At 71.2% G+C, this 24,430-nt stretch carries 20 protein-coding genes and 1 pseudogene; 7 read left to right on the top strand and 14 right to left on the bottom strand.

Features of this window, described 5'->3' with window-relative positions:
* The 3 genes and pseudogenes from LW587_RS13025 to LW587_RS13015 form a co-directional block, all read right to left on the bottom strand.
* Nucleotides 1-681 (bottom strand): annotated as a pseudogene (locus LW587_RS13025) (hypothetical protein); the annotation flags it as partial.
* Between the two features lie 183 nt (nucleotides 682-864).
* The gene (locus LW587_RS13020) at nucleotides 865-1,392 is read right to left on the bottom strand and encodes a SixA phosphatase family protein (protein ID WP_232630020.1); all 528 of its coding nucleotides are present in this window, start codon (nucleotides 1,390-1,392) and stop codon (nucleotides 865-867) included.
* Entirely contained in the window at nucleotides 1,392-2,372 is a 981-nt protein-coding gene (locus tag LW587_RS13015; RefSeq protein ID WP_232630019.1) for an aldo/keto reductase, read from the bottom strand. Before LW587_RS13015 ends, LW587_RS13020 begins: the two co-directional genes overlap by 1 nt.
* Nucleotides 2,373-2,580: 208 nt before the next feature.
* On the opposite strand from LW587_RS13015, the gene LW587_RS13010 reads away from it, so the two are divergent.
* Nucleotides 2,581-3,561: a catalase family peroxidase gene (locus LW587_RS13010; RefSeq protein WP_232630018.1), complete on the top strand. Its 981-nt coding sequence runs from the start codon at nucleotides 2,581-2,583 to the stop codon at nucleotides 3,559-3,561.
* Nucleotides 3,562-3,585: 24 nt separating this feature from the next.
* Here LW587_RS13010 and LW587_RS13005 read toward each other — a convergent pair whose 3' ends face one another.
* From LW587_RS13005 to LW587_RS12995, 3 genes are all read right to left on the bottom strand, one after another.
* Nucleotides 3,586-4,437, bottom strand: coding sequence for an AAA family ATPase (locus tag LW587_RS13005; protein WP_232630017.1), 852 nt, complete (start codon nucleotides 4,435-4,437; stop codon nucleotides 3,586-3,588).
* Between the two features lie 235 nt (nucleotides 4,438-4,672).
* The gene (locus tag LW587_RS13000) at nucleotides 4,673-5,326 is read right to left on the bottom strand and encodes a hypothetical protein (protein ID WP_232630016.1); all 654 of its coding nucleotides are present in this window, start codon (nucleotides 5,324-5,326) and stop codon (nucleotides 4,673-4,675) included.
* A gap of 22 nt (nucleotides 5,327-5,348) precedes the next feature.
* A complete protein-coding gene (locus tag LW587_RS12995; protein ID WP_232630015.1) occupies nucleotides 5,349-6,545 on the bottom strand; it encodes an ATPase in 1,197 nt (398 codons plus the stop codon).
* A gap of 287 nt (nucleotides 6,546-6,832) precedes the next feature.
* Between LW587_RS12995 and LW587_RS12990 the strand changes: the two genes are divergently transcribed.
* A complete protein-coding gene (locus LW587_RS12990; protein ID WP_232630014.1) occupies nucleotides 6,833-8,710 on the top strand; it encodes a cation:proton antiporter domain-containing protein in 1,878 nt (625 codons plus the stop codon).
* Between the two features lie 114 nt (nucleotides 8,711-8,824).
* On the opposite strand, the gene LW587_RS12985 is transcribed toward LW587_RS12990, so the two are convergent.
* On the bottom strand, nucleotides 8,825-9,721 hold the full coding sequence (locus LW587_RS12985; protein ID WP_232630013.1) for a DUF3313 domain-containing protein: 897 nt from the start codon (nucleotides 9,719-9,721) through the stop codon (nucleotides 8,825-8,827).
* Between the two features lie 263 nt (nucleotides 9,722-9,984).
* Here LW587_RS12985 and LW587_RS12980 point away from each other — a divergent pair, with 263 nt between their 5' ends.
* Nucleotides 9,985-11,466 carry an MFS transporter gene (locus LW587_RS12980; protein ID WP_232630012.1) on the top strand — a complete coding sequence of 494 codons (1,482 nt, stop codon included), beginning with the start codon at nucleotides 9,985-9,987 and terminating at the stop codon, nucleotides 11,464-11,466.
* Here the strand turns inward: LW587_RS12980 and LW587_RS12975 are convergent.
* From LW587_RS12975 to LW587_RS12965, 3 genes are all read right to left on the bottom strand, one after another.
* Nucleotides 11,423-11,932 carry a DoxX family protein gene (locus LW587_RS12975; protein ID WP_232630011.1) on the bottom strand — a complete coding sequence of 170 codons (510 nt, stop codon included), beginning with the start codon at nucleotides 11,930-11,932 and terminating at the stop codon, nucleotides 11,423-11,425. The genes LW587_RS12980 and LW587_RS12975 overlap by 44 nt on opposite strands.
* A gap of 80 nt (nucleotides 11,933-12,012) precedes the next feature.
* Nucleotides 12,013-13,179, bottom strand: a complete 1,167-nt coding sequence (locus LW587_RS12970; RefSeq protein ID WP_232630021.1) for a multidrug effflux MFS transporter — start codon at nucleotides 13,177-13,179, stop codon at nucleotides 12,013-12,015.
* 313 nt (nucleotides 13,180-13,492) lie between these two features.
* On the bottom strand, nucleotides 13,493-14,179 hold the full coding sequence (locus LW587_RS12965; RefSeq protein ID WP_232630010.1) for a hypothetical protein: 687 nt from the start codon (nucleotides 14,177-14,179) through the stop codon (nucleotides 13,493-13,495).
* Between the two features lie 180 nt (nucleotides 14,180-14,359).
* Here LW587_RS12965 and LW587_RS12960 point away from each other — a divergent pair, with 180 nt between their 5' ends.
* The 3 genes from LW587_RS12960 to LW587_RS12950 all read left to right on the top strand — a co-directional run bounded on the left by LW587_RS12960 (nucleotide 14,360) and on the right by LW587_RS12950 (nucleotide 18,409).
* Entirely contained in the window at nucleotides 14,360-16,156 is a 1,797-nt protein-coding gene (locus tag LW587_RS12960) for a serine hydrolase (RefSeq protein WP_232630009.1), read from the top strand.
* Between the two features lie 193 nt (nucleotides 16,157-16,349).
* On the top strand, nucleotides 16,350-17,873 hold the full coding sequence (adh, locus tag LW587_RS12955) for an aldehyde dehydrogenase (RefSeq protein WP_232630008.1): 1,524 nt from the start codon (nucleotides 16,350-16,352) through the stop codon (nucleotides 17,871-17,873).
* Between the two features lie 152 nt (nucleotides 17,874-18,025).
* A complete protein-coding gene (locus tag LW587_RS12950; RefSeq protein ID WP_232630007.1) occupies nucleotides 18,026-18,409 on the top strand; it encodes a hypothetical protein in 384 nt (127 codons plus the stop codon).
* A 105-nt stretch (nucleotides 18,410-18,514) separates the two neighbouring features.
* Here LW587_RS12950 and LW587_RS12945 read toward each other — a convergent pair whose 3' ends face one another.
* From LW587_RS12945 to LW587_RS12930, 4 genes are all read right to left on the bottom strand, one after another.
* Nucleotides 18,515-19,810 carry a type III PLP-dependent enzyme gene (locus LW587_RS12945; protein WP_232630006.1) on the bottom strand — a complete coding sequence of 432 codons (1,296 nt, stop codon included), beginning with the start codon at nucleotides 19,808-19,810 and terminating at the stop codon, nucleotides 18,515-18,517.
* Nucleotides 19,803-21,329 carry an AMP-binding protein gene (locus LW587_RS12940; RefSeq protein WP_232630005.1) on the bottom strand — a complete coding sequence of 509 codons (1,527 nt, stop codon included), beginning with the start codon at nucleotides 21,327-21,329 and terminating at the stop codon, nucleotides 19,803-19,805. The genes LW587_RS12945 and LW587_RS12940 overlap by 8 nt, the downstream gene beginning before the upstream one ends.
* A gap of 8 nt (nucleotides 21,330-21,337) precedes the next feature.
* Nucleotides 21,338-21,598: an acyl carrier protein gene (locus tag LW587_RS12935; protein WP_332839835.1), complete on the bottom strand. Its 261-nt coding sequence runs from the start codon at nucleotides 21,596-21,598 to the stop codon at nucleotides 21,338-21,340.
* Nucleotides 21,599-21,739: 141 nt separating this feature from the next.
* Nucleotides 21,740-23,191 (bottom strand): outer membrane protein, encoded by a 1,452-nt coding sequence (locus LW587_RS12930; protein ID WP_232630022.1) that lies wholly within the window; start codon nucleotides 23,189-23,191, stop codon nucleotides 21,740-21,742.
* Nucleotides 23,192-24,094: 903 nt separating this feature from the next.
* Here LW587_RS12930 and LW587_RS24240 point away from each other — a divergent pair.
* Nucleotides 24,095-24,430, top strand: a 336-nt coding sequence (locus LW587_RS24240) for a hypothetical protein (protein WP_442919144.1), incomplete at its 3' end; no start/stop codon positions are given.

Here is a 24,430-nt window from a genome sequence, read left to right as displayed (position 1 = left end):
GCCCGGATGGCCGGCGAGGCGCGCCCGGGCCGACCACGGCTGGACCCGCAACCCGCCCGTCGGCGGCGGGAGGGCCCGCGCCACTCCGCCCCGGCCGTGGCGTGCGAGGAAGCGGGCGCGCAGGGTCCGGCCGAGCCCCTTCGGCGCGAGGTCCGCCGAGACGGCGGGAGCCGCGATCCGCCCCCGCGGGGCCGCCGCGCGGGCGACGGGACGGGGCATCCCGCATTCGGCGGGCGCCCAGCGCCGCACGATCGCCAGCGCCGTGCGGCGTCCGTAATCGCGCTGGTAGCGGCGCAGAAGCTGCACGGCGGCATCGGCCCCGTCGGCGGCGGTGGCGAATCCGGTATGCCCCTCGGCATCGCCCCCGAGCTCGCCGTTCCAGCGGGCCTGCTTGATGCACCAGTAATTGTTGAGCCGCACGCAGCGGGCGACGAAGTTCGGCTCCGCCGCCGCGTGGCGGACCACGAAGGCCAGGGAGGCCGGGGCGAGATGGGCGCCCGCCTCCTCCCGCCAGTTCGAGACCGCCCGCGCCACGAAGCTGAAGCTCGGCGGCGAAGGCGGCGGCGCCTCGGCCTGCGCGAGCACGGGAAGGCGCGCCCGCGCGGCCGCGGTCGCGGCCTGCCCGAGGGCCTCGGCCTGCCGCGGCAGCATGGTCAGGGCGAGGAGCGCTTCGAGGAGCACGGCATCTCCGGGCGGACGGCGTGAACTCGGCCGTATCGGGGAAACGGCGGATGCGGGACAAGGGTTCGCCCAACTTCGCGCTAAGACGGCTTGCGCGAAGATGGTCTGCGCGAAGACGGGGCGCCTCTCGGACGCCGGATGCGAGGGAGACGACCCGCGGTCCTGCCCCCTCGCGGCGCGGGATCAGTCGTCGTCCATCTCCGCCGCGAGCTGGCGCGGGCGCACGTAACGCAGGAGGTCTCCGGCTCCCTCGGCGAGCGTCGCCCAGGCCCCCTCCTCGAACCCGATCACGACGAGGGCCGCCGTCGGAAATTTTTCGCGCAGGTCACGACGCAGCGCCGGCGGCCCCGTGCCGATGAGGCGGAGAGCCGCCTCGGCGAGCCCCGGATTGTGGCCGATCACCAGGAGGGTCCGGGCCGTGTCCGGCGCGGAGCGGATCGCGTCGAGGATGCGCGCCGAGGCGGCCTCGTAGATCGAGGGCACCGTCTCGTGCGGCGGGGCCTCCAGGAGCGGCGCGATCGCCGCCCAGGTCTCCTGGGTGCGGCGGGCGGGCGAGACGAGAACGTGGTCGGGCCGCAGACCCTCGCGGGCCATGTAGTCGCCCATCAGCGGCGCCGCCTCGTGCCCACGGCCCCCGAGGGGCCGGTCGATATCGGCCACGCCCTGCGGATAGGCGGACTTGGCGTGGCGGAGCAGCAGAAGGCGGCGCATCAACGGAACCCGACGACGGCGTGGGGGACGTACGGGGCCTCGAGCCGCGCGATCTCCTCCGGCGTGAGGACGAGATCGAGGGCGGCGACCGCGTCGTCGAGATGCTCGGGCCGGGAGGCGCCGACGATCGGTGCGGCCACGCCCGGCGTCTGCAGGACCCAGGCGAGCGCCACCTGCGCCCGCGAGACGCCCCGCGCCCGCGCCACCTCGGCCACCGCCTCCACGACCTGGCGATCGGCCTCGACGGTCGCGTCGTAGAGCCCCTTGCCAACGAGGTCGCTCTCCTGCCGGGCGCTGCCGGCATCGAAATCCCGGGTCAGCCGCCCGCGGGCGAGCGGGCTCCACGGAAGGAGCGGGATGCCCTGGTCGGCGCAGAGCGGCAGCATCTCCCGCTCCTCCTCCCGGTGGAGCAGGTTGAGATGGTTCTGCATCGTGGAGAACCGCGTCCAGCCGTGGAGGTCGGCGGTGTAGAGCGCCTTGGCGAATTGCCACGCGAACATCGACGAGGCGCCGATCGTGCGGGCCTTGCCGGCCTTCACCACGTCGTGCAGCGCCTCCAGGGTCACCTCGATCGGCGTGGCGTAATCCCAGCGGTGGATCTGGTAGAGATCGACGTAGTCGGTGCCGAGCCGCTTCAGCGAGGCATCGATGGCGGAGAAAATCGCCTTGCGCGAGAGGCCGCCCGCGTTCGGCCGGTCGGTGAGCGGGTAATAGACCTTGGTGGCGAGCACGATGCTGTCGCGATCGGCGAAGTCCTTCAACGCGCGGCCGACGATCTCCTCGGAGGTGCCGTCGGAATAGTAGTTGGCCGTGTCGAAGAAGTTGATGCCGAGCTCGACCGCCTTGCGGATCAGCGGCCGGCTCTCCTCCTCGCGCAGGGTCCAGGAATGGGGCCCGCGCTCCGGCACCCCGTAGGTCATGCAGCCGAGGCACAGGGGCGACACGTCGAGGCCGGTGCGGCCGAGTTTTTTCGTCTTCATGAAGTGGCACCGCGCGGGAGGGGCGACGCCGGCTTATCTGGGGCGGCGGGAGAAATCGACACCGCGGCGCGGCCCGTGGCCCGGACGGGGCCCGGACGGGGCGATGACGCGGCCGTGACGGGCGCGGCGCTTGCAAAAAGATTGCGCGCAATCCAAGAGTGGGCACGCGCTCTCTAGCGCGATTCCACGGTGAGGGGACCCCACGATCATGAACCGAACTCGCGCGCTGCTCGGCGGCCTCGCCGCGACCGGCCTTCTCCTCACCGCGGCGCAGGCGGAGGAGGCCGACCCCGCGGCCATCGTCGCGGGGCAGTTCGCGGCCGGCGGCAACCACACCGGCGTGCGCGCCAGCGGCGCCAAGGGTGTCTGCCTCAAGGGCACGTTCACGCCCGCCTCGGGCGCGGCCGCGCTGTCGAAGGCCCCGCATTTCGCGAAAGCGGTGCCGGTGACCGCCCGCTTCTCCATGGGCGGCAGCAATCCGAAGGTGTCGGACAAGGCCAAGCCCGTCACCCGTGGCTTTGCCATGCGGATGAGCGAGGCCTCCGGCGACATGGTGTTCGTGACGATTTCGGCGCCGGTCTTCTCGACCAAGACCCCGGCCCAGCTCCTCGAGTTCCTGCAGGTCCGCGCCCCCGGTCCCGACGGCAAGCCGGATGCCGAGAAGGTGAAGGCGTTCTCGGCCGCCAATCCGGAGACGACGCGCCAGGCCGGCTGGCTCAACGCCCGGCCGGTTCCGGCGAGCTTCGCGGGCGTCGATTACTGGGCGGTCCACGCCTACACGCTGACGAACGCCAAGGGCGACACCAAGATCGCCCGTCTCAAGTTCGTCTCGGCCGACAAGGCCGGCCTGACCGACGAGGAGGTGAAGGCCAAGCCCGACAGCTTCTATGCCGAGGAGCTGAAAGAGCGTCTGGCCAGGGGCCCGGCCCGGTTCGACCTCGTGGCGATCCTGGCCGAGGCGGGCGACACGACCAGCGATCCGACGGTGGCGTGGCCGGAGGACCAGCGCAGGACCGAGACGCTCGGCACCCTCGCGATCACGGGAATCGAGCCCGACGCCACCTGCGACGCCCGCACCTTCGACCCGGTGGTCGACCTGCCCGAGGGCATTGCCGGCCCGGCCGACGACCCGATGTTCGCGATCCGCTCGCCGGCCTACGCGGTCTCCGTCTCGCGCCGGGCGAACTGAGCCCGGCCGACCGGGCCGGGGCGCTCAGCCGCCCCGGCCCTCCCGGCGCGTCAGGAAGGCGAGTTTCTCGAACAGGCTGACATCCTGCTCGTTCTTGAGCAGCGCTCCGTGCAGGGGCGGGATCAGCTTGGTGCGATCGCGCTCGCGCAGGGTCTCGGGCGAGATATCCTCGGCGACGAGGAGCTTGAGCCAGTCGAGCAACTCGGAGGTCGAGGGTTTCTTCTTGAGGCCCGGCACTTCGCGCGTTTCCAGGAAGACCCGCAGCGCCTCCTCGACGAGGCGGTGCTTGATGCCCGGATAATGCACCGCGACGATCTGGTTCAGCGTCTCGGCGTCGGGAAACTTGATGTAGTGGAAGAAGCAGCGCCGCAGGAACGCGTCCGGCAGCTCCTTCTCGTTGTTCGAGGTGATGATGACGATCGGGCGCACGGCCGCCCGCACCGTCTCGCCGGTCTCGTAGACGTGGAACTCCATCCGGTCGAGTTCGGTCAAGAGGTCGTTGGGGAACTCGATGTCGGCCTTGTCGATCTCGTCGATCAGCAGCACGGGCCGTACCGGCGCCGTGAAGGCCTCCCACAGCTTGCCGCGGCGGATGTAGTTCGCAATCTCCGACACCCGCGGGTCGCCGAGTTGCGAATCGCGCAGGCGCGAGACCGCATCGTACTCGTAGAGCCCCTGCTGCGCCTTGGTGGTCGACTTGACGTTCCAGGTGAGCAGCGGCGCGCCGAGGCCCCGGGCGATCTCCTCCGCCAGCACCGTCTTGCCGGTGCCGGGCTCGCCCTTCACGAGGAGGGGGCGCTCTAGGACGATGGCGGCGTTGACCGCAATGGTGAGGTCGGGCGGCGCGACGTAGGTGTCGGTTCCGGTGAATCGCATGGGGGCTCGCGTGGGATCGGGGTCCGGCTGGACGGTGGCATCGGCCCGGGAGACGGACGCCGGCTCTCAGGAAAAGCCGATACGACGCATCAGGTTAGAGAAACGTCCCGGATCCCATGTCCAGGACGATGGTCTAACCCGCGGCGGCGCCGCTCGGCAACCGGTCCGTGCCGTCGGGTTCGCGCCGCGCGTCGTCGAGGCGGTCCCGCCTGAAAGGCGCCGGGGACCGGTTCCGCTACAGTGTCTTCCCGTCGTGCCACACGCAGTTGGTGGCGAGAATGCCCAGATTCACGTCCGATTTCTGGGGCTGGGGCAGAGTCTTGCCATCCATCGCGAGGTCGATCTTGATCTCGACCTGGCCCTTCGACTCGCTCGAGCGGCGCGAGAAGTAGCAGTATTGCTGGTAGGGCTTGTCTTCGCTGGCCTTGAAGTTCCAGCCGGTGACGATCTGACCGTCGAGATAGGGCACCTGTTTGAACACCGTAAAGGTGGTGTTGACCGGGGCCCGGGAGGCCGGGGCGGCCTCGGTGCCGAGCTGCGCCTTGGTCGGCGTCGGCGCGGCGTCCGCCCGCTGGGCCGGCACCCCCTCGAGCCGGAGGGTGGTGTCGGTCAGCGTGACCTCGCCCTTGGTCTTGAGCGTGACGTCCGCGAGCGCCGTCTGCATGGCGCTCGCGATCTTCTCAGCCGCCGTGTCGAACTGGTTGAGGGTGGCGTAGCCGTAGGAGGCGGCGCCGAACCCGGCGCCCGCCAGGGCCAGGAAGGCGCCTGCTCCGGTCGCTCTCAGCAGGAAAGACCGGGCGAAGGCCATGCGGGCCTCCGCGCGCAGGCGGCCGTTCACATTCTGCGCCAGGACGATGTTCTCGTGCGTGCCGTCGGTGAGGATGCTCATGGGCGCGGACTCGTCGGAAAGCTCAGGCGGAGGCGGGCACGGAGGTCGGCGGGCTCGGCGGCACGACCGGGGCGGTGCGGCGGTCGAGCGGAATCACGGAGCCTTCCCGCGTTGCGGGCTTGAGCGGATTGGTCGCCATCTCCTGCCGCACGGTCTCGGCGACCGAGGCGAGCAGGTAGGGGGCCGCCTCCGCGTTCACGGAGGCGCCGAGGTCGTCCTCGTCCATGAAGGTCTTGCGCACCGAGACCGCCGAGAGCGCCAGGATCGTCGAGGCGAAGGCGGCGCAGAGGGCGGGCACGAACACGAAGATGCGCAGGAAGGCGTGGACCTGCGCGTCGCTCACGTCGATCGGGTCGACGCCGTAGACCATCGCGGTGAAGGAGTGGAGCTGCGAGCGGTTGACCGCATTGCGGTAGGTCTGCTCGGCATCGGCCACCTTGCGGTCGGCGGCCCCCCGGTCGAGCAGGCCGCGGGCCTTGCGCGCCTCCTCCAGCTCCTTGACCACGGCGCCCCGATCGGTGCCGGCCTTGGACACCGCGGCGTTCAGCGTCGCGGTGCGCGGGTCGGTGACGCATTTCAGGTTCGAGTAGCGCACGCCCCGGCTGTTGGTGCCGTAGACGCGCTCGCAGCGCTGAGCAGGCAGTCCGGCGAGCTGCGAAGCGTTCTCGGCGGAGCGCTTCTCGATCTGTTCGAGTTCGGTCGCGTATTGCTCGACCCGGGCATTGGCGGCGGCGATCCGCGTGTCGATGCTGTCGCGGTCGGCCTGGGCGTCCTTGAGGGCGGTTTTGGCCTTGGCCGCGTCCATCAGGCGGGGATGGAACATCATCTCGCCGAGCTGCGAGACCGACTTGGTGGTCACGCCCGCGGCGAAGATGATGCCGAGGATCGCGAGCCCCTTCACGAACCACGAGCGCTGGGTGCGCGCCAGGATGCCGAGCGGCACGCGGCACAGCTCGACCGCGGCGTAGACCAGCGGCGCCAGCAGCATGAAGTGGAAGGCGCGGTTGTCGCCGTCGCTGTAATAATCCGCGAACAGCCACGCGCCCGCGAGCGAAGCGCCGATCACCATGAACTCGACGAGGTAGGCGATCGACACGTAGCCCCACTTGATGCGGTAGCCGCGCTCGACGTCGCGCTCATGCTTCCAGCGGTTCTGGTCGAGCGCCCATTCGCGCCGTTCGCGTGCGACGTCCCGGTTCGGCGGCGTCCTCTGCAGCATGGGTCTTATCGGCCTCTGGCGGGCGGCGAATTCCGCCACCTCCTAACATCACGTTACCGAAGCGTAAGCGGGTATTGTGCCGAAGTTGTGCCGAAGTTGTGCCGGCTGCGCCGATGATCGGTGGACAAGCGCGGTGCCTGTTGCCGCGCTGCAAAGATCGTCACCCGGCCGGGATGAAAACGGTTGCTCCCCCGTGCGACTGCCACTCATGATACCGCGCCCGTTCCGTTCTTCGCCTCCGCGGCGTGAGCGGCTCCCGTCGACTTCCAATTGTATCGCGATCCCCGATGACCGTTCCCGTGCAGGCCGCCACCCAGATCGCCGCCGAGGCCGGCGCGTCTGCGGGCGGCTACAAGGAAGCGATCCTCTTCCTCGTCACCGCGGGGGTGGTGGTGCCGCTGTTCCACCGGCTCCGGGTGAGTCCGGTCCTGGGCTTCATCGGGGCGGGGGCGCTGCTCGGACCGTTCGGCCTGGGCCGGTTCGCCGAGCGCTATGCCTGGCTCGCGCCCTTCACCATCGGCAACCGCTCCGAGATCGCCCATCTCGCCGAATTCGGGGTGATCTTCCTCATGTTCATGATCGGGGTCGAGCTGTCCTGGGAGCGCCTGCGGGTGCTCCGCCGGCTCGTCTTCGGCCTCGGCTCGATCCAGGTGATCGCCTCCGCCGCGATCCTCGCCGCGATCCTGATCGCCCTCGCCCAGCCGGTGGCGGGCGCCGTGCTGGTCGGCCTCGCCCTCGCCCTCTCCTCCACCGCCGTGGTGGTTCCCGTGCTGGCCGAGCAGAAGCGGCTCGGCACGCCCGCGGGCCGCACCAGCTTCGCGGTGCTGCTGTTCCAGGATCTCGCCGTCGCCCCGATCCTGTTCGCCATCGCGGTGCTCGGGCGCAAGGATGGCGGTGATCTCGGCGGCGCCCTGGCTCTGGCGCTCGGGCAGGCGGCGGTGGCTCTGGTCCTGATCGTGGTCGCCGGGCGCGTGGCCCTGCGCCCGCTGTTTCAGCTCGTCGCGCGGACCCGCTCGCCCGAACTCTTCATGGCCGCCTGCCTGCTCGTCATCGTGGCGACCGCCCTCGTCGCCGCCGCGAGCGGCCTGTCGATGACCCTCGGGGCCTTCGTGGCCGGGCTCCTCCTCGCCGAGACCGAGTATCGCCGCGCCATCGAGGCGACCATCGATCCGTTCAAGGGCCTGCTGCTCGGCGTGTTCTTCGTCTCCGTCGGCATGAACCTCGACCCGGCCCAGCTCGTCGCGGCGCCGGGCGCGATCCTCGGTCTCGCCCTCGCCCTCGTCGTCATCAAGGGGGCGGTGATGCTGGCCGGCGCCCGGGTCATGGGGCTCGCCCCCGCGGTTGCCCTGGAGGCCGCGCTCCTGATCGGCCCCGGCGGCGAGTTCGCCTTCGTGTTGATCGGCGGCGCCATGGGGGCCGGGTTGGTGCCGGAGCCGGTGGGCGGTGCGGCCCTCATCGTCACCACCGTGACCATGATCGCCATTCCGGGGCTCGCCGCCCTCGGGCGTCGCGCCGGCCGGCGGGTCTCTCGGGCGCAACTCGACCGGGCCCGCGCCGAGCCGGTGCCCGAGGCGGTCCAGAACCGGGTGATCGTGGCGGGCTACGGCCGGGTCGGGCGGCTCGTCGGCGAGATGCTCAAGCGCCACGCCATCCCCTACATCGCCCTCGATGCCGATCCCACCCGGGTCGCCGAGCACCGGCGGCTCGGCAGCCCGGTCTATTTCGGGGATTCGGCCAATCCCGAGATCCTGCGCCGCTGCGAGATCGCCACGGCCCGGGCCCTCGTCGTCACTCTCGACACGCCGAGCGCCGTCGAGGCGGTGGTGCTCGCCGCCCGCGCCGAGCGCCCGGACCTCACCATCGTCGCCCGCGCCCGCGACGCGCGCCACGCCACCCAGCTCTACGACATGGGCGTCACCGACGCGGTCCCGGAGACGATCGAGGCCTCGCTCCAGCTCTCGGAGGCCGTGCTCGTCGATGTCGGCGTGCCCATGGGCAAGGTCATCGCCTCGATCCATGAGCGCCGGGACGAGTTCCGGGCCATGCTCCGGCGCAAGGAGGAGGATGCGCGGCCCGCGTTCCGAGCCCGCCGCACCGTCGGCAAGGGGGCCGAGCCGTCCGAGCCCGCGCCGCAGCCGGCAAAGCCGGCGGAGCGCGCCCTGTAGAGGATCGCTTGCTTGGCGGAGCCGGCGCGCGGATGGGACGAGGGCGCACCGTTGCCCGAGGGCCTTGCCGTCGACGCGGCTCCCGAGGTCCGGCTTCCGACGCCCGGCGTCCGATCAGGGCCGCGCGAAACCCGGGCCGCGGTCGGTCCAGTCGGGCGGCAGGCCGATCGAGTCGGCGAGGATGCCGTCGATGCCGGGGGCGCGGCCGAAGGCCTCGCAATCCGGATCCAGGGGCGCCTCGCCCAGCGTGGTGATCCGGACGCGGTCGTAGGTCGGAATCTGCAGTTCGCCCCGGAACGGGTCCTTGCCGGTGGCGAGGTAGGAGCCGAAATCCTGGCCGAACTCGCCGGCGAGATCGTAGGCGTCGGAGGCCGCCGAGAACCGGGCCTGGTTCGTGAAGGCGTTGGCCGCCCCGCCCCAGATCATCGCGGCGCGCTGGCGGTTGCGGATGTCGAGCGCCTCCGCCTCGATGGTGAGGCTGCCGAGCCCGATCGGCACCCGCGGCACCGGCACCTTGCCGATGGTGTTGGCGAATCCCACGCCGACCTGGCCGGCGATGGAGAGCGCGGTCGAGGCCGCGATGGTGGCGCCGGCCGCCGGCACGTTGGTCAGGTCGATGCGGGTGATCGCCGCGCGCACGGTGAGGTCGGCGCGGCCCGAGGACACGATGTCGTAGCGCAGCGAGAGATCGTAGCAGAGCGCCCGGTCGGCGGCGTTGGCGATCAGCCGCCGTTCCACCGGGTTGAGGCCGGGGCCGGACACGGTCTCCTGGAACGCCGTCGGCACGATCCGCACGGTGCGGACCGTCGAGAGCAGGGTCGGGTCGATGAACAGCTTGGCTTCCGAGGCGACCGCGTCGGTCGACATGAACTGGTCGCTGCGCGAGAGCGAGCGACCGTCGGTGAGGACCACGTCGCCGCAACCCGCGAGCAGGGCGAAGGCCACCGCACTCAGGCCGATGCGCGCCGCCCGGGCGGGGGTGGCGAGGGTTCGTTGCGACCGCAGGAGCATCGTTCACTTTCGCGGAGGGCGGGCCGGCGCGCGGCCCGCCGGGGCGGAGTTTCGCGTCTGGCGTAAGCCTAGCCGTAGAGGGCCCCTGCCGGAAGGATGGCAGCCCCCTCGGCGGCCTCCGCCGGGGCGTATCCGACGGTCTGTGACCGTTGAGCAACGATGCTTCGCACGGCATTCCTAACACTTCGACCCACGCGACCGGCCCTCCGGTCCGTGCCACTCTTCTTGCAACTCTTCGCGCCGCCCGCCGCTTGTTTCCGCCGATGCGTCCTGCCCAGATCGTTCCCCTCGTCGTTGCCACCGCCTTGTTCATGGAGAACACGGATTCGACGGTGATCGCCACGGCCCTGCCCGCCATCGCGGCGAGCCTGGGCGCCGACCCGATCGCCCTCAAGCTCGCGCTGACCGCCTATCTCGTCAGTCTGGCGATCTTCATCCCGGTCTCGGGCTGGGCCGCCGACCGCTACGGCGCCCGCAACGTCTTCCGGGCGGCCCTGTGCGTGTTCATGGCGGGCTCGCTGGCCTGCGCGGCCTCGAACTCGCTCACGGGCTTCGTCGCCGCCCGCTTCGTGCAGGGGATGGGCGGGGCCATGATGGTGCCGGTCGGGCGCCTCGTGATCCTGCGCAGCGTCCCGAAATCCGAACTCGTCGGGGCGCTGGCCTATCTGACGATCCCCGCGCTCATCGGCCCGATCCTCGGGCCGCCGCTCGGCGGCTTCATCACCACCTATGCCGACTGGCGCTGGATCTTCTTCATCAACATCCCGATCGGCCTCGCCGGCATCGTCCTGGCGAGCCTCTATATCGGCGACATCCGCGAGGCGGAGCGCCCGCCCCTCGACGTTGCCGGCTTCCTGCTCTCGGGCGCGGGGCTGGCGCTGCTGATGCTCGGCTTCGCCGCGACCGGGCGTCATCTCCTGCCCGACGGGGTCTCCTGGGGCTGCATGGCGGTCGGCCTCGTCCTCATGGGGCTCTACCTGCGCCATGCGCGAACCACTGAACATCCGCTGATCCGCCTCGACCTCCTGCGGTATCCGACCTTCCGCGCGGCGGTGACCGGGGGCAGCCTGTTCCGCATCGGCACCGGCGCCATCCCGTTCCTGCTGCCCTTGATGCTGCAGATCGGCTTCGGGCTCGATCCGCTCCATTCGGGGCTGATCACCTTCGCCGCCGCCGCCGGGGCTCTCCTCATCAAGATCGTGGGCCCGCGCATCCTGCGCGCCTACGGCTTCCGCCGGGTGATGGTGACGAACGCCCTGGTGGCCGCCGGCTTCCTGGCGGTGAACGGGCTGTTCACGGCGCAGACCCCGCACGGGATCATCGTCTGCGTGCTGCTGCTCGGCGGCTGCGTGCGCTCGCTCCAGTTCACCTGCGTCAACGCCATCGCCTATGCCGACCTCGAGGCGCGGGAGATGAGCGCGGCGACGAGTCTGGCCAGCGTCGCCCAGCAGCTGTCGCTGAGTCTGGGCGTCTCCATCGGCGCCCTGGCGCTGGAGGGGGCCGCGGGCTGGCACGGCCATTCGGGCCTCCGGGCGGAGGATTTTCCCTTCGCCTTCCTGGCCGTGGCCCTAATCTCGGCGGGCTCGTTCTTCGTGTTCCGCCGCCTCGCCCCGGATGCGGGCGCCGAGGTGTCGGGTCAGCGCCGCGTCGCCGGGGTGCAAGCCGGCCCCGGCGAAGGCTCGACTTCGACGGGCCGGTCCCTTAAGCCGCCGCCCGCGCCGGAGCACGGCCGGCCGGGCGCTTGACGGGCGCCCTCTTGGCGGGTGCCGTCGGGGCGCGGGCCGGCTCGGACAGGTCGCCCGATCCGGCGAAGAAGCCCCGCCAGCTCCAGGCGCCGGGGCCGGTCATGGCGTACATCAGGAAGGCGCCCGCCAGCCCGAGATCGGCCAGGAAGAACGTGCGTTCGGTCGCCGCGCTCGCCCCCACGAACTGCCAGAACGGATGAAGCAGGGCGGCCATCGCGGCGACGAACCCGGCCATGGCGAGCCCGGTGACCCGCGGCATCACGCCGACGATCAGGGCGAGCGGACCGAACACCTGCACGATCACGGCCGCCGTCGCGACGGCGTTCGGGGCCGGGCAGCCGGCGCCCGCGAGGGTCAGGGCGAAGCCCGAGACGTTGAGCGCCCGGGCGATCCCCGTCGGCAGCAGGGCCGCGGCCATGAAGAGGCGGGCGGCGAGAAGCACGCCGTTCTGGGCAGAACCGAACACGGGGGGATGCTCCGAGACAGGAAAGCTGTCCGGAAAGCCTGTCCGGTCAGGCTGAATCGGCGGTTAAGCGGAACGGATCATCAACCGGAAATCCCTGCCCGGTACAGGCGTCCGCGCTCGGTCCAGACCACGACGAGGAGCGAGAGGCTGCCGAGAACGGCATATCCGACCGCCACGGGCATCACCGTGCCGTCGAAGGCCTGCCCGATCAGCCAGCCGCACAGGGCGCCGAGCATCGTCGTGTAGAAGCCCAGGAACGAGGAGGCGGTGCCGGCGATGGCCCCCAACGGTTGCAGCGCCAGGGCGTTGAAGTTCGGCATCGCGAAGCTGATCAGGAATTGGTTCGCCGCCAGCACCGTGAGGAACAGGGCGAGCGGCGGCTGCCCCTGGTAGTGCAGCCCGATCCCGACCTGGACGAGCCCGACCGCCGTGAAGGCGGTGACGCCCGCATGCGACAGGGTGCGCATGCCGAGGCGGCGCACGATGCGGGAATTGATCAGCGTCGCCGCGCCCATCGCGCCGGCCACGAGCCCGAACGCCACCGGGAACAGGGGCCCGAGATGGTACAGCCCGGTGTCGAACACCTGCTGGGCCGAGCCGACATAGCCCATGATGCAGCCGGTCATCAGCCCGAGCGCCGTGGCATAGCCGATGGCGACGCGGGTGCGCAGGACCGTGGCGAGCGCCTGGCCCGTCGCCGCCAGCGAGAGCGGGCGACGGTTCTCCGGAGGCAGGGTCTCCGGCATGCGGCCGGCGAACCACAGGGCGAGCACGCCGCTCAGGGCCAGCATCGAGACGAAGACGTAGATCCACGAGCCGAACTGCAGCATCACGGCGCCGATGGCGGGCCCGAGCATCGGCACGATCAGGAACACCATCATGATGAGCGACATCACGCTCGCCATCTCGCGGCCCGCGAAGCGGTCGCGCACGATCGCCGTGGCGAGCACCCGGCCCCCGGCGGCGCCGATGCCCTGGATGACCCGGGAGGCGAGCAGCCACTCGAAGCTCGGCGCCACCATGGCGAGCCCGCAGCCGGCGGCGTAGATCGCCAGACTGACGAGCAGGACCTTGCGCCGCCCGAGCGCGTCCGAGACCGGTCCGTAGACGATCTGCGCCAGCCCGAAGCCGATCATGTAGACGTAAACGAGGAGTTGGAGGCTGTTGGCGTCGGCCACCGCGAACCGCTGCTGGATCAGCGGGAAGGCCGGCAGCAGGTTGTCGATCGACATGGCGGTGACCGCCATCATCAGCGCGACGATGCCGACGAACTCGGCAAATCCCGGCCCCGACCAGGGCGGCCCGGCCGCGGGCCTCGCGGAGCCGGGGACGGGCCTGGAGGGTGGTGTCACGGTGGGGTGCCTTGAGGCGGTCGGGCGCGGGGGCCGGCCGCTTGTGGAGAAGGGGTTCGGGCAGGGTCGGTGCGGAAAGGCACCGCGCGCCGCGATCGTTCCCGACGGCCGCGGCGGCGCCTGACCGGCCGGGCCGTTCGGGCTGCCGCCCGGAGGACCGTTCTGGTCTGCGCGCCGTTCCCCTCCCCGCTGCCGGGCGAGGCGCGGCCTACTTCTTCTTCCCTGGGGCGTTGCCCGGGGCCTCCTGTCCGCCCTTGCCCGGGGCGGCGACGTTCGTCTCGTTCCCGCCGTCATCCGGTCCGAGGGCCGCGTTGAGCGTGTCGTAGTTCTGCGTCACCAAGGCGATGTTGCCCTCCGGCGGCTTGCCGCCCGGCTCGCCCGCCGCGATGGCGCCCTTCAGCGCCTCGACCGCCGCCGCCTTGTCCTTGGCCGGCATCGCCTTGTCGGCCTCGAGCGCCGCGAGTTGCTTCTTGAGCAACGGCGTCACGCCGACATAGGCCTTGGTCTCGGGATCGATGCCCTCCAGCACCGCGTCGATGCTCTCGCTGGCGTCCTGGAACGCCGCCAGGCTCTCGAAACCGTTGCGCTTCACGATCGCCTCGGCCTCCGCCTGCGCCTTGGCCTCGGCCTTCGGATCGGGCTTGTCGGCGGAGCCGCCGTCGATCTTGGCCAGCTCCGGCTGGGCGGCGAGCAGACCGTCGATCTGGGCCTGCGTCAGGGCGACGGGCGTCGACGCCTCGGCCGGCGCCGCCGGCTTGGGTTGCACCGCCGGTTGGGATGGGGCCGCCTCCGGTGCCTTCTGGGCGAGGGCGGGCGCGCGGCCGAGAAGGGAGGAAGCGGCGAGGCCCGCTCCGACGAGGGAGGCGGCGAGCAGGGTGCGCGCACGGATCGTCATGGTCGTCTGCCTTTCGCTGTGGCGTCGGCTCGGCCGGGGCCGCGCCCGGGTTGCGGCCCCGGCCGAGCCGTGAAATTTTCTCAGCGGGTCGCGGCGAAACCGTGATCGCCCGGGCGCGCCCCCGATGCGCGCCGGCGGGCTGCCCCCGTCGCCCCGCACGACCCCCGGAGACCGGCCCCGTTGGATGTCGCCCGCCTGACCGTCGTCCTCGCGCGCCTCGCTGTGTTCGCGATCCCTGCCCAAGCGATCCCTGCCCAAGCGATCCCTGCCCAAGCGATCCCTGCCCAAGCGGCCCCTGCCCAAGCGGCGCCGGCCGACTACGCCCGGCGCGCCGCCGCCCTGGTCGAGCCCTATCGCGAGTCCGGCCTGATGAGCGGGGCGATCCTCGTGGCCAAGGACGGGCGGCCGGTGTTCCGCCGGGCCTACGGCATGGCCAACCGCGAATGGGCCGCGCGGAACACCCTCGACACGCATTTTCGGATCGGCTCGCTGACGAAGCAGTTCACCGCGGCCGCGATCCTGCAACTCGCCGAGGCGGGCACGCTGTCCCTCGACGATCCCGTCGCCCGCTTCTACCCGGAGGCGCCCAAGGCGTGGGAGGGCGTGCGGGTGCGCCACCTCCTCAACCACACCTCGGGCATCATCAACTATACGGCACTGCCCGATTACCTGCCGGCGATCTCGCGCATCGAGCGCCCGCCCCAGGCGCTGATCGGGCTGGTGACGGGCGAGCCGCTGCTGTTCCCGCCCGGGGAGCGGGTGGAGTACAGCAACACCAACTACCTGCTGCTGGGGCTCGCCATCGAGGTCGCGTCCGGCCGGCCCTATGCCCGCTACCTGTCCGAGCGCCTCTTCGCCCCGCTCGGCCTGAAGGACACCGGCTACGACGACGCCACCGCCCTCCTGCCCCGCCGGGCGGCGGGCTACCGGTTCGGGCAGGGCCAGTGGCGCAACGCGGCGCCGATGGCCTCCAGCGTCGCCTACGCGGCGGGCGGCCTCTATTCGACCGTCGACGACCTGCTCGCCTGGGACGAAGCGCTGTTCTCCGGGCGTGTCCTCTCCGAGGCCTCCCGCACGGCGATGTTCGACGATGGCGGGCGTGGCTACGGCTTCGGCTGGTATGTCGGCGCCGCCCATGGCCGGACGCTCTGGTCGCATGGCGGGGCCGTCTCGGGCTTCCTGGCCATGACCGACTATTATCCGCAGGAACGCTTGGCGGTTCTCGTGCTCGCCAACAACGAGAACACGCCGGCCCAGAAGATCGCCCGCGAACTCGCCGCGCTCTGGTTCGGAATCCTCAACCCGCCCGAGCCGATCGTGCTCGAAGACCTCATCCTGGACCGCTACGCCGGCACCTATCGGCTCGGCCCGCGCGCCTTCCTCACGCTGCGCCGCGAGGGCGGGCGGCTGATGGTGCAGGCGACCGGCCAGCCGGCCCATGCCTTCGCCCCCGAGAGCGACCGCACCTTCGTCTCGGCCTCGATCGACGCCCGCATCACCCTCGACACCGAGCCCGACGGACGGCCGAACGGGCTGGTGCTGCATCAGGGCGGGCGCGACCGCGTGGCCGCGCGGATCGACCCGGCCGATGCGGCCCGCCTCCTCGCCGCGCCCCGCGGCGATGGTGCCGAGGCGCCGATCGACCCGGCGCGGCTGAGCGCCCATGCGGGGCGCTACGTCCTGGGGCCGGGCCGCGTCCTGACCCTCACCCTTGAGAACGGCCGCCTCTGGGCGCAGGCGACCGGCGAGCCGCGCCACCCCCTCGCCCCGGAGGACGAGCGGGTCTTCTTCATCAAGACCCTCGATGCGCAGATCACCTTCGAGGAGGACGGCGCCGGGCACACGACCGGGCTGGTGCTGCACCGGGACGGCCGCGACATCCCGGCCCCCCGGCTCGGCGAGAGCCGCCCCGCCACGGCCCGCGACGAGTCGGCCCGGCCGCGCGGCGGAGTCGCCAGGCGTCCCGATCGGGAGTAGAATGCGAGGCCGGGCGTCGGTCGGGAAAGTCTGGAACGTTTCCGATTTCGCGGAAAAACACCAAGCTTTGCCGTGTCTTGCCGCGCCGCAAGATCGATTTGGCCTAAAGTCCACCTTGATCCTGACGGCCGTTCGGCTTTCTCTGCCGCCGAACGCCGCCCCCGGCCAACCAAAAATCCCAGGAGGAAGACCCATGAACAAGCCGGAATTCCTAGCCGAAGCCAAGACGAAGTCGCCCTTCTCGGCGCGCTACGACAACTTCATCGGCGGCCAATGGGTCGCGCCGGCCGCCGGCCGCTACTTCGAGAACACCTCCCCGATCACCGGCAAGGTGATCTGCGAGGTCGCCCGCTCCGACGCGCAGGACGTCGACCGCGCCCTCGACGCCGCTCACGCCGCCAAGGATGCCTGGGCCCGCACGGCGCCGGCCGAGCGCGCCCGCATCCTCCTCAAGATCGCCGACCGGATGGAGGACAACCTCGATCTGATCGCGCTGGCCGAGACCTGGGACAACGGCAAGCCGATTCGCGAGACCACCGCCGCCGACATTCCCCTGGCCATCGACCATTGGCGCTACTTCGCCAGCTGCGTGCGGGCGCAGGAGGGCGGCATCTCCGAGATCGACCACGACACCGTCGCCTACCACTTCCACGAGCCGCTCGGCGTCGTCGGCCAGATCATCCCCTGGAACTTCCCGATCCTGATGGCGGTGTGGAAGCTCGCCCCCGCGATCGCCGCCGGCAATTGCGTGGTGCTCAAGCCCGCCGAGCAGACCCCGGCCTCGATCCTCGTGGTGATGGAGCTGATCGCCGACCTGCTTCCCCCGGGCGTCATCAACGTGGTCAACGGCTTCGGCCTCGAGGCGGGCAAGCCGCTGGCCTCCTCGCCCCGCATCGCCAAGATCGCCTTCACCGGTGAGACGACCACCGGCCGCCTCATCATGCAGTACGCCTCGCAGAACCTGATCCCGGTGACGCTGGAGCTCGGCGGCAAGTCGCCGAACATCTTCTTCGGCGACGTCGCCAACGAGGATGACGATTTCTTCGACAAGGCGCTCGAAGGCTTCACGATGTTCGCCCTCAACCAGGGCGAGGTCTGCACCTGCCCGAGCCGCGCGCTCGTGCACGAGTCGATCTACGACCGCTTCATCGAGCGCGCCATCAAGCGCGTCGAGGCGATCACCCAGGGCTCGCCGCTCGATCCGGCGACCATGATCGGCGCCCAGGCCTCCTCGGAGCAGCTGGAGAAGATCCTGAGCTACGTCGATATCGGCAAGCAGGAAGGCGCCGAGTGCCTCACCGGCGGCGCCCGCGGCCAGCGCGAGGGCGAGCTCGCCGAGGGCTTCTACATGCAGCCCACGGTGTTCAAGGGCCACAACAAGATGCGGATCTTCCAAGAGGAGATCTTCGGGCCCGTCCTCTCGGTGACGACCTTCAAGGACGACGAGGACGCGCTCGCCATCGCCAACGACACGCTCTACGGCCTCGGCGCCGGCGTGTGGACCCGCGACGGCACCCGTGCCTACCGCTTCGGCCGCGCCATCCAGGCCGGCCGCGTGTGGACGAACTGCTACCACGCCTATCCGGCGCACGCGGCCTTCGGCGGCTACAAGCAGTCCGGCATCGGTCGCGAGACCCACAAGATGATGCTCGATCACTACCAGCAGACCAAGAACATGCTGGTCAGCTATTCCTCGAAGAAGCTCGGCTTCTTCTAGGCCTTTTTCTAAAAGTTCGAGACCGACTTCAGCCCCGGCCGCAAGGCCGGGGTTTTTTGCTGTCCCGGCGGCACCCCCGGATCGATGGGCTCGCTTGCACCCGGCCGGCCGGTCGGCGATCAGTGGCGACGGCGGGGTCTCGGAGGGGCGCGGTGGCGGTCCGATACGCGCGGATGGGAGCGGCCGGCTGGGTTGGTCAGATCGGGCCGGTCCGGCTGTATCTCGACGACCGGGACGGCGCGGTGAATCCCACTCAGGCGGCGTTGGCGGAGGCGGTGGCCGGATCGCTCGCGGCCTGTCGCGACGCGGCAGCGGCCTATCTCGATCTCTTCGTCGACCGGCAAAGGGCCTGCGGGGACGCGGAGGAACCGTGGTGGCTCGACGAGATCGATGTCCGCGCCTGCGCCGGTGACGACGCAGCCGGTTACGCGCTCCACTTCACCCTGCAGGGCGACGATGGCGGCCTGTGGACGGTCGACATGCGGGCGTCCCCGGAGGGGCACCGACCGTTCCGCTTCGAACGACGGCAGGGTTGAGGGCCGGGAGCCGGCCTGACGACGCGCGGGTGGGTCACGGTCGCCTTGGCAGATCCGCGCGCAGGGCTCGGCCAGGGCCCCCAAGCCGAGGCATCGCGCCCGGGGTCAGCCGCGCGCCCGGATCGCTTCGGCGCGGCCCCCATCCACCAGCACTTCGGCCGGGGTCGGGTGGCTGAGGAAGCCGGTCGGGCTCGCGGTGAGGCCATAGGCGCCCGATTGCAGCACCGCGACGAGGTCGCCCTCGGCCAGGTCCGGCAGGGGCGCCGCGCGGGCGAGCACGTCGAGCGGCGTGCAGAGCGGGCCGGAGACGGTGCAGGGCGAGACCCCCGCGCCGGAAGGCTCCGTCTGCGCCACCGCCACCACGGGAAAGTCGCGCTTGACGATCTGGCCGAGATTGCCGCTCGCCGCCAGATGGTGATGCATGCCGCCGTCGGTGATGACGAAGCGGTGGCCACGGGATACCTTCACCGCCAGGACCCGCGCCACGTAGACCCCTGCCGGCCCGGCGAGGAAGCGGCCGGGTTCCAGCACCACGCGGGCCGCGGCGAGGCGCGGGTCGGCGCGCAGCATCGCGATCAGCGGCGGCAACCCGGCCCGGAGGGCGTCGAGGTCGAGCGCCGTCTCGCCCGAAAAATACGGGATGCCGAGACCGCCGCCGAGGTCGATCGTCTCCAGCGGTCGCCCGATTCTTTCGGCCATCTGCGCGGCGAGCCGAAGGCCGTAGGCCCATTGGCCGAGCAGCGTGTCGGCCTTCAGCCCTTGCGTGCCCGCGAACAGATGGAGCCCGATGAGACGCAGCCGCGGCTGCGCCGCCACCGCCGCGACGGCGGCGTCCATTTCTTCCTCGTCGAAGCCGAAGGGCGAGGGCTTTCCGCCCATGCGCATCGCCCCGCCCTGCGCCGTGGCGCCGGGGTTGATCCGGAGCGCCACCCGCACCGTCACGCCATGGCGCTCGGCCGCGGCCGCCGCGCGAACGAGCTCCTCGCGGTTCTCGAGGTGGATCTCGCCGATGCCGCCGGCGATCACCCGGTCGAGGTCGGCCGCCGACTTGCCCGGTCCGGCGAACAGGATCCTTCGCGGGGGAACGCCAGCCTGGAGGGCCGCGTCGAACTCGGCGCCCGACGCGATCTCGGCGCCCGCCCCCTCGCCCTGGAAGACCCGGATCACCGCCGGATGGGGGTTCGCCTTGACCGAATAGTCGACCTCCGCGAAGCCGACGACGGCCGTGGTCAGCGCCCGATAGGCGCGCCGCAGCAGGTCGGCGTCGTACACGAAGAGCGGCGTGCCGAAAGCGTCGGCGAGTTCGGTCAGCGGCCGGTCGCCGATATGGAGAACGCCCGCTCCATCGCGCCAAAAATTCTTGGCGATCAACGCGGCGGCGAGGTCGGGCGCCTCAGCCATCGGCCCGGATCTCGGCGGCGGCGCGCTCGGCGGTAAGGCGCTTGTAATCGACCTTGCCGTTGGGCGTCGTCGGCAGGGCCTCGACCCTCTCGATGGTGCGCGGCACGAGGTGGGGGGCGAGCGCCTTGCGCAACGCCTGCAGCACGTCGGCCGTCCCCGGCGCATCCTCGACCGGGACGGTCACGGCATGGATGCGCTGCCCCAGGCTCGGATCGGGCAGGCCGATCACGGCCGCCGCGCGGAAGGCGCCGGTCTCCATCAGAGCCGCCTCCACCTCGGTCGGGCTGACGCGAAACCCCTGCGTCTTGATCATCGTGTCCTCGCGGCCGATGAAGCGGAAGAAGCCGTCGGCATCCTCCACGGCGAGGTCGCCCGAGCGGCAGACCAGGCCGGGCGCCGCGCCCGCGAACGGGTCGGGCACCAGCACCCGGGCGGTGTCCTCCGGCCGGTTCCAGTAGCCCAGCGACACGGTCGGCCCGCGATGGTGCAGGATGCCGGGCTCCCCCGGCCGGGCGCGGCGCCCGTCAGGGGTGACGAGGAAGATCTCGGTCTCGGGGATGGCGCGGCCGATCGAGTCGGGCCGCCGGTCGATCTCCCCCGGCGGCAGGTAGGTCGAGCGGAACGCCTCCGTCAGGCCGTACATCAGCACCACGTCGGTGTGCGGAAGCCGGGCGCGCAGCCGGGCGATGGTCGAGACGGCGAGGCTCCCACCGGAATTCGTCACGTAGCGCAGGGCCGACAGGTCGGCTTTGGCCAGGTGCGGCGCGGCCCGGGTCAGCAGGGTCCAGAGGGTCGGCACGCCCGCGAGCCCGGTGATGCGGTGGGTCTCCAGGGCGCGGACCACGTCGTCGCCGAGGCGCGGCGTCAGCAGCACGGTCCGGGCGCCCTGCTCGACCGCGGTGAGGAGCTGGTTGAGGCCGTAATCGAAGGAGAACGGCAGCACCGAGAGGAGGCGGTCGTCCGGGCCGATGCCGAGATAGGTCCGCACGATGCGGGTGCCGGCGAGGAGATTGCCGTGGGAGAGCATTACCCCCTTGGGCAGGCCGGTCGAGCCCGAGGTGTAGAGGATGGCCGCGAGGCCGGGCGGCGCCGGCGCGCCGGGGACCAGCGGCGATTCGGACGGCGCGCCCGCTTCCTCCGTCAGGATGCGCAATCCGGACAGATCGTCGAGCGCCCCCTCCAGCCCGGCCTCGTGGGGCGGGTCGGTCAGGAGCGCGCGGGCGCCGCTGTCGGCGACGATGTGGCGGACCTGCCGCGGGCGCAACGACGGGTGGATCGGGACGAACACGCCGCCGGCCGCCGCGACGGCGAAGAGCGCCACGCCTTCGCGCAGGGATTTCGGCAGCAGGATCGCGACCCGGTCGCCCGGCGCCAGCCCGAGCCCCCGCAGGCGGGCAGCGAGCGCCGCAACCCGCGCCCGGAATTCGCCGTAGGTGAGGGTCCGCGCGCCCTCGACGACCGCAATCCGATCATCCGCGCCGGCCCCGTCGAGCAGGTGGTGCAGCAGGCTCGGAGCCATCGTGGGGATCAGGCGGCGCGGCGGTCGTCGATGAAATGGGCCAGCGTGTCGACGCTCGCGAAATTGGCGAGATCGAAGCTGTCCTCGTCGATCTCGACCCCGAAGCGGTCGCCGAGATGCATCATCAGGTCGAGAATGCCGATGGAGTCGAGGGCGTCGCTCGTCACGAGGGAGGTCTCTCCCGTGACCGAGCCGGGCGGAAGGCCCGGATTGCGGGCCGCGATGAAGGCGAAGATCGCCTCCCGCACGATGCCGACCGGCTGGGCCATCGACTGAACCACGGCTGTCGCCTTCCCTCGAACCTCGCGGCGGATACGGGGTCGGGGCTTACTCCCAAACGGGGGCGCAAGTCCATCGCCCGGTGTCCATCGCCCGGTGTCCATCGCCCGGTGCGGCCGTTCCCTGCGGGGTTAGGGCGTGGCGAAGCTGTAGGACAGGCGCGTGCGCAGCACGAAGGCCTCGGTGCCGCTTCCGGCGGTGAAGAACCGGCCCGCGGTCGGCGGCAGGGCGACCGGTCGCGCGTCGCCGAGATCGTAGTAGAGCGCCTCGGCGCCCGCGGTCAGGCGCTCGGTGATCTTCGCCTCGAGGCCAGCGCCCACGACGAAGCCGACCTGCGTCTCCCGGTTGCGCAGGGCGAAGGCCCGGCCGCCCGTGCCGCCGGCTCCCCCGGGTGGGGCGAGGACCCCGCCGCCATCGCCGCCCGGGCCGCCGTTCTCCGCGAAGATGCCGCGGAAGCCCGCGTCGCGGTTGATGGCGACGCCGGCGGTTCCGTAGAACAGGACGCCCGCGCTCAGAAAGCCGAGGCGTCCGCGGACCGAGCCGAGGGTCTCGAAGGTGGCGTTGTCGGCGAAGCTCGCGTCGGCCTCGCCGCCATAGACGAGGTGGCCCGCCTGCCAGTTGTAGCCGAGATGCACGCCGCCGATGACGGAGGGCTTCCGGCGAAGGCCCGCGAAGGCCACCGCCCCGCCGCCGCCGCCGCCGCCGTCGATGCCGCGGGTGCCCGGGGCGCCCGCTTCTCCCGGCGCGAGGGCGGTGCGGTCGATGGCGTTGGCCGACAGGCTGTGGGCCGCGCCGAAATGGCCGCCCGCATAAGCGCCCGCCCAGCGGCTGTCGCCGGCCTCGCGGGGCGGATCCGTCAGGTCGCTGGGCGTGAGGTGGAAGGTCAGTCGCCCGCGCACGGTGAGGACGTCGCGGGCGAAGCCGCCGAGCGGCGCGCCGTCGAACACATGGTACAGGGCCTCGATGCCGGCGCCGACCTGCGGCGAGAGCCGGGTCTCGAACCCGGCGCCGCCGACGAAGCCGATCCGGTCGCCGCCCGAGACGGGGATCGTGAGCGTGCTGAAGCCGTTGCCGCCCCCGCCGCCATCGCCGCCGAGGCCCGCGACAGCGCCGCCATTGCCCCCGCCGCCGCCATTCCCGCCCACGAACACGCCGGCGAGACCGCCGCCCTGGGACAGGTAGGCGATGCCCGCCGTGCCATAGATCAGGAATTGGGGCGTGCCGAAGCCGAGGCGCGCGCGCCCGCTCACCAGGATGTCGTCGAGCCGGCCCAGGCTGCTCACGTCGCCCTCGACGCCGACGACGAGCCTGCCCGTCTGCCAGTTGTAGCCGGCGTGACCGCCGCTGAAGAGATCGCGGCCGTCGAGCGTGCCGACCGCGTTGCCCGTCCGGCCGCCGCGCCCTCCGAAATTCGGGGAGGGAATCAGGCCGCCGTCGCCGCTCGCGAAGGTGCCCCCCCTGCCCCCATCGACCACGGTCCCGAGATGGGCGCCGATGTAGAAGCCGGACCAGTCCAGCGCGACGAAGACGGGCGCGGGCGCCGCCCGGAGGGGCAGGTCCGCGGCGCCCGCGGCGGTTGCCAACGTCAGGCTCCCGAGGATTCCGATTGCACCCGACAGCCGACGTCGCATCGCGGTGGGTCTTCCAACTGATTCGATACGGCGAGGATACATCCGAACGGCCGAGCTTGCGCCGCCTGAAAAAGAGTCGCGGAAGGTTTCGGTCCCCATGAGACATTTTGGATACTGCGCCGGCAGCCAAGAGCTGAGCATCGCCGTCGGAGGGTGCGGCTGAAAAGATTGGGCAGATCATGCGCATGATGGACCGCGCGCAGTGCGGGACTTATGGATTCCCCGCCGCGACAAAGCGAAAGATTGCGGCGGAACGCGATGGTCGGGAGAAAGAGTTTCGCGGTGGCATTGTCTTCGGCCGACAGTTTCGCCGATCCCTGAAGGCACATCCGTCGCGCGACGCGGCATTGTGGTGCCATTGTGGCAGGCCCGTTCCGTGGCGGTGGCGATCGTCGTCGGCACCGAGGCTGCTATACGGGCGCCACCATTGATTTTGTCCGCCGCTCTTGGAGCCTATTCATGGCTCGGTCGGCCCACCCATCGACATCGTTCTGCGGGTGGCGGCTCGTTTATCGAAGAATTTCTACGGAAAATCAGGAAACTGTTCGCCGGACCGATCCATGAGGACTGATTTGCTTTCGGACGCGCAATGCCATAACGTAATGAAAACAATGAACAACGTAAAAATTCTCCATTCAGGAAGCATTCAAGGCACGGGGAGCAACACGCTTCATTCAAGCCGAGGTCGGCTAGGCCGACATGCGGAGAATAGCCGTTCGGCGTCATGCGTTGCGCATTCGCGAGCTTTGCCGGACGGGCAAGGGGCGCGGACTCTGGTCTTCGCAATGTGAGATCGTGTCGAGGGAACGAGAGCCTACCCATCAATCATCAGCCAGCATCGGACAGGAGATCATCATGAAAGTGACAGTGATCACGGTCATCTCGGCTCTCGCCCTCCTGGGCGCGACCGCGGCCTCGGCGCAATCGGGACGCGGCGGCGCCGGTGGTTACGGCGGCGGCGGCTATTACGGTGGCCAGGGTGGCGGCGGCGGCGCCGGCGGGACGGGCTACAAGGGCTATGGCGGCGGCGGCGGCGATGGTGGGTCGGGCAGCTACGGTGGGCGCGGCGGCGGCGGCGGTTCCGGTGGCGGCGGCTATTACGGCGGTTACGGCGGGGGCGGCGGCGGCGGTGGCTCCGCGGGCGGTTATGGCTCCCGTGGCGGTGGCGGCGGCACCGGCGGCGCCGGCTAT

Origin of the sequence: Methylobacterium sp. Leaf118, assembly GCF_920984675.1 — a bacterium.
Classification (GTDB): Bacteria; Pseudomonadota; Alphaproteobacteria; order Rhizobiales; family Beijerinckiaceae; genus Methylobacterium.
Note: the sequence above shows the minus strand (reverse complement) of the source record. Positions and strands in the feature narration are given on the sequence as shown.

Bases quoted from the DNA above. Each gene is read 5' to 3' on its own strand.
- LW587_RS13020 (WP_232630020.1), bottom strand. From the start codon at position 1,392: ATGCGCCGCCTTCTGCTGCTCCGCCACGCCAAGTCCGCCTATCCGCAG.
- LW587_RS13015 (WP_232630019.1), bottom strand. From the start codon at position 2,372: ATGAAGACGAAAAAACTCGGCCGCACCGGCCTCGACGTGTCGCCCCTG.
- LW587_RS13010 (WP_232630018.1), top strand. From the start codon at position 2,581: ATGAACCGAACTCGCGCGCTGCTCGGCGGCCTCGCCGCGACCGGCCTT.
- LW587_RS13005 (WP_232630017.1), bottom strand. From the start codon at position 4,437: ATGCGATTCACCGGAACCGACACCTACGTCGCGCCGCCCGACCTCACC.
- LW587_RS13000 (WP_232630016.1), bottom strand. From the start codon at position 5,326: ATGAGCATCCTCACCGACGGCACGCACGAGAACATCGTCCTGGCGCAG.
- LW587_RS12995 (WP_232630015.1), bottom strand. From the start codon at position 6,545: ATGCTGCAGAGGACGCCGCCGAACCGGGACGTCGCACGCGAACGGCGC.
- LW587_RS12990 (WP_232630014.1), top strand. From the start codon at position 6,833: ATGACCGTTCCCGTGCAGGCCGCCACCCAGATCGCCGCCGAGGCCGGC.
- LW587_RS12985 (WP_232630013.1), bottom strand. From the start codon at position 9,721: ATGCTCCTGCGGTCGCAACGAACCCTCGCCACCCCCGCCCGGGCGGCG.
- LW587_RS12980 (WP_232630012.1), top strand. From the start codon at position 9,985: ATGCGTCCTGCCCAGATCGTTCCCCTCGTCGTTGCCACCGCCTTGTTC.
- LW587_RS12970 (WP_232630021.1), bottom strand. From the start codon at position 13,179: ATGGCGGTCACCGCCATGTCGATCGACAACCTGCTGCCGGCCTTCCCG.
- LW587_RS12965 (WP_232630010.1), bottom strand. From the start codon at position 14,179: ATGACGATCCGTGCGCGCACCCTGCTCGCCGCCTCCCTCGTCGGAGCG.
- adh (WP_232630008.1), top strand. From the start codon at position 16,350: ATGAACAAGCCGGAATTCCTAGCCGAAGCCAAGACGAAGTCGCCCTTC.
- LW587_RS12945 (WP_232630006.1), bottom strand. From the start codon at position 19,810: ATGGCTGAGGCGCCCGACCTCGCCGCCGCGTTGATCGCCAAGAATTTT.
- LW587_RS12940 (WP_232630005.1), bottom strand. From the start codon at position 21,329: ATGGCTCCGAGCCTGCTGCACCACCTGCTCGACGGGGCCGGCGCGGAT.
- LW587_RS12935 (WP_332839835.1), bottom strand. From the start codon at position 21,598: ATGGCCCAGCCGGTCGGCATCGTGCGGGAGGCGATCTTCGCCTTCATC.